Annotated in this window: 6 protein-coding genes; all 6 read right to left on the reverse strand. The window is 51.5% G+C overall.

The features are described from left to right. Positions 1-15: 15 nt before the first annotated feature. The 6 genes from mraY to mraZ all read right to left on the reverse strand — a co-directional run bounded on the left by mraY (position 16) and on the right by mraZ (position 5903). Complete coding sequence (gene mraY, locus Q0482_RS04985) at positions 16-981, reverse strand: phospho-N-acetylmuramoyl-pentapeptide-transferase (RefSeq protein ID WP_299144155.1); 966 nt, start codon at positions 979-981, stop codon at positions 16-18. Then, complete coding sequence (murF, locus tag Q0482_RS04990) at positions 971-2362, reverse strand: UDP-N-acetylmuramoyl-tripeptide--D-alanyl-D-alanine ligase (protein WP_299144158.1); 1392 nt, start codon at positions 2360-2362, stop codon at positions 971-973. The genes mraY and murF overlap by 11 nt, the downstream gene beginning before the upstream one ends. 1 nt (position 2363) lies before the next feature. After that, the gene (locus Q0482_RS04995) at positions 2364-3869 is read right to left on the reverse strand and encodes a UDP-N-acetylmuramoyl-L-alanyl-D-glutamate--2,6-diaminopimelate ligase (RefSeq protein ID WP_299144161.1); all 1506 of its coding nucleotides are present in this window, start codon (positions 3867-3869) and stop codon (positions 2364-2366) included. Positions 3870-4045: 176 nt separating this feature from the next. Next, positions 4046-4468 carry a cell division protein FtsL gene (gene ftsL / locus Q0482_RS05000; protein WP_299144164.1) on the reverse strand — a complete coding sequence of 141 codons (423 nt, stop codon included), beginning with the start codon at positions 4466-4468 and terminating at the stop codon, positions 4046-4048. Positions 4469-4520: 52 nt separating this feature from the next. Then, on the reverse strand, positions 4521-5453 hold the full coding sequence (gene rsmH / locus Q0482_RS05005; protein WP_299144167.1) for a 16S rRNA (cytosine(1402)-N(4))-methyltransferase RsmH: 933 nt from the start codon (positions 5451-5453) through the stop codon (positions 4521-4523). A 12-nt stretch (positions 5454-5465) separates the two neighbouring features. Further along, positions 5466-5903, reverse strand: a complete 438-nt coding sequence (gene mraZ, locus Q0482_RS05010; protein ID WP_299144170.1) for a division/cell wall cluster transcriptional repressor MraZ — start codon at positions 5901-5903, stop codon at positions 5466-5468. Positions 5904-7277 lie beyond the last annotated feature (1374 nt).

Below are 7277 nucleotides of genomic sequence, written 5' to 3' on the forward strand. Positions count from 1 at the left end.
CAGAGATGAATAGTCTTATAAGGCCCGAATAGCCAAAAGCAGGCTCACACAGGCAGCAATCCCCTCAAAAATCCAGAAAGCCCATACCACATGGACCTCGCTCCATCCGCAGAGCTCAAAATGATGGTGAAGAGGGCTCATCTTGAATACCCTTTTTCCGGTGAGCTGGAAAGAAGCCACCTGGATAATGACGGAAAGCGCTTCCAGTACGAAAATCATGCCCAGGAAAATAAGAAGAAGCTCCGTCCTGGTCATGACGGAAATACCTGCAATGGCGCCGCCCAGAGCCAGGGAACCGGTGTCCCCCATGAAGATCTTGGCGGGATGGTAATTGAAGAAAAGGAAGCCGATGCAGGCGCCTGCCAAAATGATGATGAAATATCCCAGATCGTTGAAGCCTGTCATATAGCAGTACAGCGCATAGGCGGAAAAAGCAATGACGCAGCAGCCGGAAGCCAGCCCGTCAAGGCCGTCTGTCAGGTTTACCGCATTGGATGCACCTACAATGACAAGAACCACGAAGGGATAATACAGAAGTCCGATGGAAACATCCATATTCGTAAAGGGAATGGCAATGGAATAGGGCAGATGAAGAGTATCTACCACGCCCCAGCAGAAAAGAACGGCCAGAATGATCTGCCCCAGCATTTTCTGTTTTGCCGTAAGTCCCAGATTTCTTTTTTTCTCTGCCTTGATGAAATCATCAAGAAAGCCCAGCACCCCATGACCCAGAGTGAGAAACAGGAGCCAGAGCACGGAAGGATCAATCATTTTATTGAAAATCACCACAAGCACCGCTGCCAGCAGCATGAAAAGACCGCCCATGGTGGGGGTCCCGTTCTTCACGCGGTGGGACTTGGGCCCCTCCTCCCGGATGGACTGGCGGGCTTTTAATTTTTTAAGAAGCGGAATGGCAAAAAATCCAAGAATCACAGTCAGCACTGCCGATTCCGCCAGATATATCAAATAATTACTTTCCATTCTTTCCCTTAGCTCCCCTCAGAATCGCAGGAATCGTTTCCATATGCATATAATGGGAACCTTTCACAAGCACCACATCGCCGGGGCCTGCCATTTTCTTCAGCCTTTCCGCCGCTTCCTCGCAGGTATCGCAGGTATGGACTGCCTTGATGCCCCCCTCTTCCGCTCCTTTGGCAAGGAAACGGGAAAGAGGACCTACGGTGATAAGGCCGTCAAAACCGATTTTCGCTGCCGTAAGGCCTGTTTCATAATGGAGCTTTTCCTCAAAACGGCCCAGTTCGCCCATATCCCCCAGCACAAGGAAATAGTGCCTGCCTGCCATCTGTTTCGCAGAACGGAAAGCCATCTCCATGGAAAGGGGGTTGGCATTGTAGGAATCATCCAGAACGGTGATGCCGTCAATGATTTCCACAGTCTGCCGCTGTCCGGCGGGTCGGAAATCGCTGAGAGCCCGCTGGATTTTCCCTGTATCCACGCCCAGCACCCGGCAGGCCGCCGTGGCAGCCAGTGCATCATACACATTATGCACCCCCAGAAGATGAAGTTTCACCTTGAATGCTTCATCAAAGCAGGTGCAGGTATATCTTGTATCTTCCTCTTCATAGTGCACATCGCTGCCCCTGACCGTATACCGGCCATGGAGACCGTAGCGGATGACCCGGCCTGCAAAGCCTTTCCCCATGGCGCTGACCCTTTCATCATCACCGTTCAAGATGGCTGTGCCGTCGGCAGGAAGGGCATCGATCAGTTCTTTCTTTGCTTTGGCAATATTGTCCTGGCTTCCCAGAATGCCGATATGGGAAGTGCCTACGTTAGTCACTACCCCCATGGTGGGAGAAGCAATATCGCAGAGCTCCTTAATCTGTCCGAAGCCCCGCATGCCCATTTCCACCACGCAGACCTCCGTGTCTCCGGTCATGGAAAGGAGGGTCATGGAAAGGCCGATTTCATTGTTGAAATTCTTCTGTGTGGCAGTCACATGAAAGCGGGTGGACAGGATGGCAGTAATCATATCCTTGGTGGTAGTCTTCCCGTTAGAGCCGGTGACGCCGATTACGGGCACGTGAAAGCGCATGCGGTGGAAATGGGCTGTATCCTCCAGCCCCTTTTTCGTATCCTTCACAAGGAACACGGAAACCTTCGGATCCAGGCCTTCCCCGTAGGACGCATCGGAAATCATGACAGCCGCTGCGCCTTGCTCCACTGCCAGTTTCACGAAAGCATGGCCATTGAAATTTTCACCGGTAAGGGCGATAAAAAGCTCCCCCTCCCTGATGGTGCGGGTATCGGTGCTCACACCGTCCACAAAGGGAATATTTCCCCGGTGGATCAGCCTGGCAGATGCCGCCTTTTCGATTTCCTCCAGTGTAAATGATGCCATTTTATTTCTCCTTCAGTGCCTTTCGGGCTTCTTCCCTGTCATCAAAATGAATGGTCTTATCTTTCAGGATCTGGTAATTTTCATGGCCCTTGCCGGCGATAAGCACAATGTCTCCCGGCTTGGCCAGTTCGATGGCCCGGCGGATAGCGCTTCTCCGGTCTACAATCACTTCATAGGAAAGGGAAGGCTTTTCCTTCTTCACTTCCTCTACACCGGCAGCCACTTCCTTTACGATGGAAGCAGGGTCTTCCGTGCGGGGATTATCGCTGGTCACCAGGGCAATATCTGCATTTCTCGCAGCAATGCGGCCCATAATGGGGCGCTTCATCCGGTCCCGGTCACCGCCGCAGCCGAATACTACGATAATGCGGCCTTTGGTAATTTCCTCGGCAGTGGTCAGAATCTTTTCCAGTCCGTCCGGGGTATGGGCATAATCCACCACCACCGTGAAAGGCTGTCCTTCATCAATCAGCTCAAAACGGCCGGGCACGCTTCTGAAATCCTTCATAGCTTCCACAATGGTATCCATGGGGACCCCTTCCGACAGGGAAGCGCCTACGGCGCCCAGGGTGTTGTACACATTGAAGCGGCCTGCCAGCTTCGTTTCAAAGTCATAATCCTTTCCTTCATAGGTTACCTTGAAAGCGGAAGATTTGCCGGTGAAGTGAATATCATGGGCATAGAGGTCTGCCGACGGATGAATCATGCTGTAGGTATGAAGAGCGCAGATATTTCTGTCATCCACTGCCTCCTCCATCACATGGGCATAGGGGTCGTCCATATTCACCCAGGCGGACTTGCCCTTCTTCGTCTGTCCTTTGGAAGAAACCATATGGAAAAGAATGGCCTTGGCCTTTGCATAATTATCCATGGTCTTGTGGAAATCCAGATGGTCTTCAGTGAGGTTTGTGAAAACCGCATCATCGAATTCACAGCCTGCCACCCTTCCCAGCACCAGGGAATGGGAGGAAACTTCCATGCACACATATTCCACGCCTTCCTTTGCCATCTGCGAAAGAATGCGGTCCAAATCAATAACGTCGGGAGTCGTATTGTGGGTGGGGATTTCCTTATCGCCGATTAAGGCATGAATGGTGCCGATGACGCCGGTCTTGTGTCCTGCGTGATGCAGGATATGAGCCGCCACATGGGTGGTGGTAGTCTTGCCGTTAGTACCGGTAAGGGCAATCATGCGCATTTTACGGGTAGGATAATCAAAGAAAAAGGGTACCATATCCTCCATGGCCTTCCGGGTGTCCTTTACATACACCACAGCCACAGAAGACGGTACATCCACTTCCCTGGAAGCTACAATGGCAGAAGCACCCTTTTCCACAGCAGCCTTCACAAAATCATGGCCGTCCACATGGGCGCCGGAGAGGCAGATGAATAATCCGCCTTCCACCACCATGCGGGAATCAGCCGTTACATCTTTAATTTCAATGTCTGCATTGCCTGTCACTCTTTCCACAGGAGTCATGCGGATCAATTCTTTTAATGTTTTCAAAATGATCACCTCTGAATCAATTTCAATTAAGCGTCATTATTTATGATAGCTTAAAACCCCGGTAAGTACAATAGCGGCCCTTAAAAAAGGCCGCTGTTTTTTATAATTTTAATTCAATTTTTAAGCAGTTATCTGATACAGATCCAACAGCAGCCTTCGTCTCCCGGAAACCAGGATCATCTCACTGTTTTCGGAGAAGAAGCTGATGAAGCCTTAGGGGACTTGGTCCCTTGCCGGGTCCCTTCCATGCCGCCATATACATTCCTTGAAGGAAGGCGCATGCCCAGCTTCGTTTCTGCAATCTTTTGGATCCGAACCGGCGCATCCAGCCTGGAAACCTCCAGCTTCAGCACGGAATTTTCCTTTTCAAGGCTCATAACTTCCGCCCGCACCTGCTGCATATTGTACTCCGCCTGCACATTAAAACCATGGAGAATAGTAGCCGCCATAAAGGGCAGCAGAATCATAACAATCCCCAGAACGACATGATGAATCAGGCTTCCGGAAGACGCCTCTTCTTTTGCTCTTTCCCGGGGGATGGCAATCCCCTGCGGCATGGATGACACATAATCCATCATCTGTACATTCTGCGAAAACATACAACATCTCTCCCCATTCTATTCACACTATGGCATGGGAAATTTCCGTTTCCTATACTCTCTCCACCACCCGGAGCACCGCGCTCCGGGCCCTTGGATTTTCCTCCACTTCTTTTTCCGAAGGCTTTCTGGCCTTCCCCAGACTCTTCACCGTCCTGTGATGATGGCACATGCAAACCGGAAGATCCGGCGGACAGATGCAGTCCCTTTCCATTTCACGGAAAGCATTCTTGATAATCCGGTCCTCCAGAGACTGGAATGTAATAACCCCCAGCCTGCCGCCCGGTTTCAAATGGTTCACACAGGCCTCCATCGTATCCTTCAGGATGCCCAGCTCATTGTTTACCTCTATCCGGATTGCCTGAAAAGTACGCTTTGCCGGATGGGGCCCGTTCCTTCTGGCATTGGCGGGAATAGCCGCCTTGATTACATGCACCAGTTCATCGGTGGTCTCAATGGGCTTATCCTTCCGGAAATCCACAATAAAGCGGGCAATCCGCTTCGCCCACCGCTCCTCGCCGTACTCTCTGATGATGCGGGTCAAATCATCCTCATCATAGGTATTCACGATTTCATAGGCAGTGAGAGGATTCCGCTGATCCATACGCATATCCAGCTTCCCGTTATTCATATAGGAAAATCCCCTCTCCCCGTCATCCAGCTGATGGGAAGAAACGCCCAGATCAAAAATAAACCCGTCCACCTTCTCAATAGATAGAGAAGAAAGAATATCCGATATATGGGAAAAATTATCACGGACAAAAAGATGACGGCACGCCGTCCCCTTCAGCCTTTCAGAAGCCGCATCAATGGCCTCCTGGTCCTGATCCACGCCGATTACGAGACCGTCATCTGCCAGCTTTTCCGAAAGAGCCAGAGAATGACCGCCGCCGCCAAGGGTGCAGTCCACATAAATGCCATGGGGATCAGTAAGCACAGAATCAATCATTTCATGAAGAAGAACGGTAGTATGATGAAATTCCATGAAACCCTCCCCTTACAAATCAAAATTCAGCGGCAGATCCAGAGAATCCGCAATATCCGCCATAGATTCATCGCCGTTTTCATCAGCATCCAGAAGGACCGGATCCCAGATCTCTATAATAGGCCCCGTACCTACAATGCAGGCCTCCTTCTTCAGCTGTGCAAAGGCGCGCAGATGCTGGGGAATCAGAATCCTCCCCTGCTTGTCACATTCCATCTCAGTCCCCCTGCCGATAAGATGACGCATAATCTTTCTCACCTTATGGTTCGTGAAAGGCAGCTTCTGGAGCCTCGCAATGAGGGCATCCCACCTTTCCCTGGGGTAAATGCAGAGACAGGTATCCAGTCCCGGAGCCAGCACGAAACTGCTGCCCAGCTCCTCCCGGAACTTGGCCGGAAGGATCATGCGTCCCTTGCTGTCAATGGTATGAGAATACTCATTCATGAACATAATCCTTCCACCTCCTCCACATTTACCCACATTCTACCACATATCCCCACTTGCTTACAACGAAAAAAGTTTGTTTGGTGCGAAGGAAACGGGAATGCAGCAGCTCCGGAAAGTGCGATAAATACAGGGAAATTTGAGGATTATAAAGGAAATGGAAATCTTCGGACGGTGGAAAAGAGAGATTTTGGGATTTCCCACCACGAAAAAATCCCCCACCTGGGGTGGAGGATGGTGGAGGCCATGGAGGGGGTTCAGAGGGTTCCCTCCCCCCATTTATTGTGCCCCCGCTTCAGCGGGGTGGCAAAGGAACTGGATTCGTAGGGAGCCGTAGGCGACTGAGAATCCAGTGACATGCTTCCCTTTGGGGAAAGGTGGTGCGTCAGCACCAAAGGGGGCGAACCCTCGGGGCCGAAGGTTGTGAGTGAAAAAGTTCTTAAGATTGACCGGCCTTTGGCCGGAGGGTCCTCAGGTTTGACGGCGGCTTCGCCGCCGAGGATTGTGGATAGCCGCCTGCGGCGGCTATGAATTATAAAGTCAGCGTTACGTTCTTCCATCTTGTGTCACAGGTGCTGCATGACGGAAAGCCAAAGCCTTCTTCCTTTGGAAGACAGAAGCCCTGCAGAGGGCTTCTGAGTCGGGCTAATATGTGAGCATAGCCTGCCCACAAAGCGAACACCTTAATGCCCGACCGAAGGTGTCGCCGCAGGCGACGGAAAATAGCGGATTTTCGTAGAAACGCCGAGGCCCCGCAGGGGCCTAATATGACTCTTCCATGAATAGCCGCCTTTGCTGGAAAAAGATCTATCATCAGGGCTCCGCCCAGCTCCTTTCTGAGAAAGGAGCCTGCGTTACGGGATTTCCTTTATGCTGCATAAATCATGCTAACATGGTGGTGAGTTAGCCGCTGCGAAGACCCTATGCAGGGTCTTCGCAGCGGCTTTTCCCCCTTTGGTGCCTTACGGCACCACCTTTCCCCCGCTGTATCGGTCGGGCGACAAAAGGAAAGCGCTTTTATGGGCAGGCTAGGCGCCTTACTTTGCCCGACTTGCACATCCTATGCAGGATGTGCACAGGGGACAATAAAGCTCCGTATAACATTTCGCTCATAAGTGGCTCTACATTAAGCACGGGTTGTTGTCCCACCGCTTGCAGGGTGGCAAGGGAACACGAGTCACACCAGCGAACCGGATTCGTAGGGGAGCGGGAGCGACCTGAGAATCCGGTGAGTCGGTGATAGCCGTGCTGTAGGGGAGCGTTAGCGACCTGAGAATCGTGTGACACACTTCACACCGTGGCGAAGGTGGTGACGTCAGCCACCAAGGGTCTGTCAAGTCCTTTGTGTAAATTTTTTCTGTCAAGTTAAGATTATTCTAA

It is taken from the genome of uncultured Dialister sp. (assembly GCF_937959425.1).
GTDB lineage: Bacteria > Bacillota > Negativicutes > Veillonellales > Dialisteraceae > Dialister.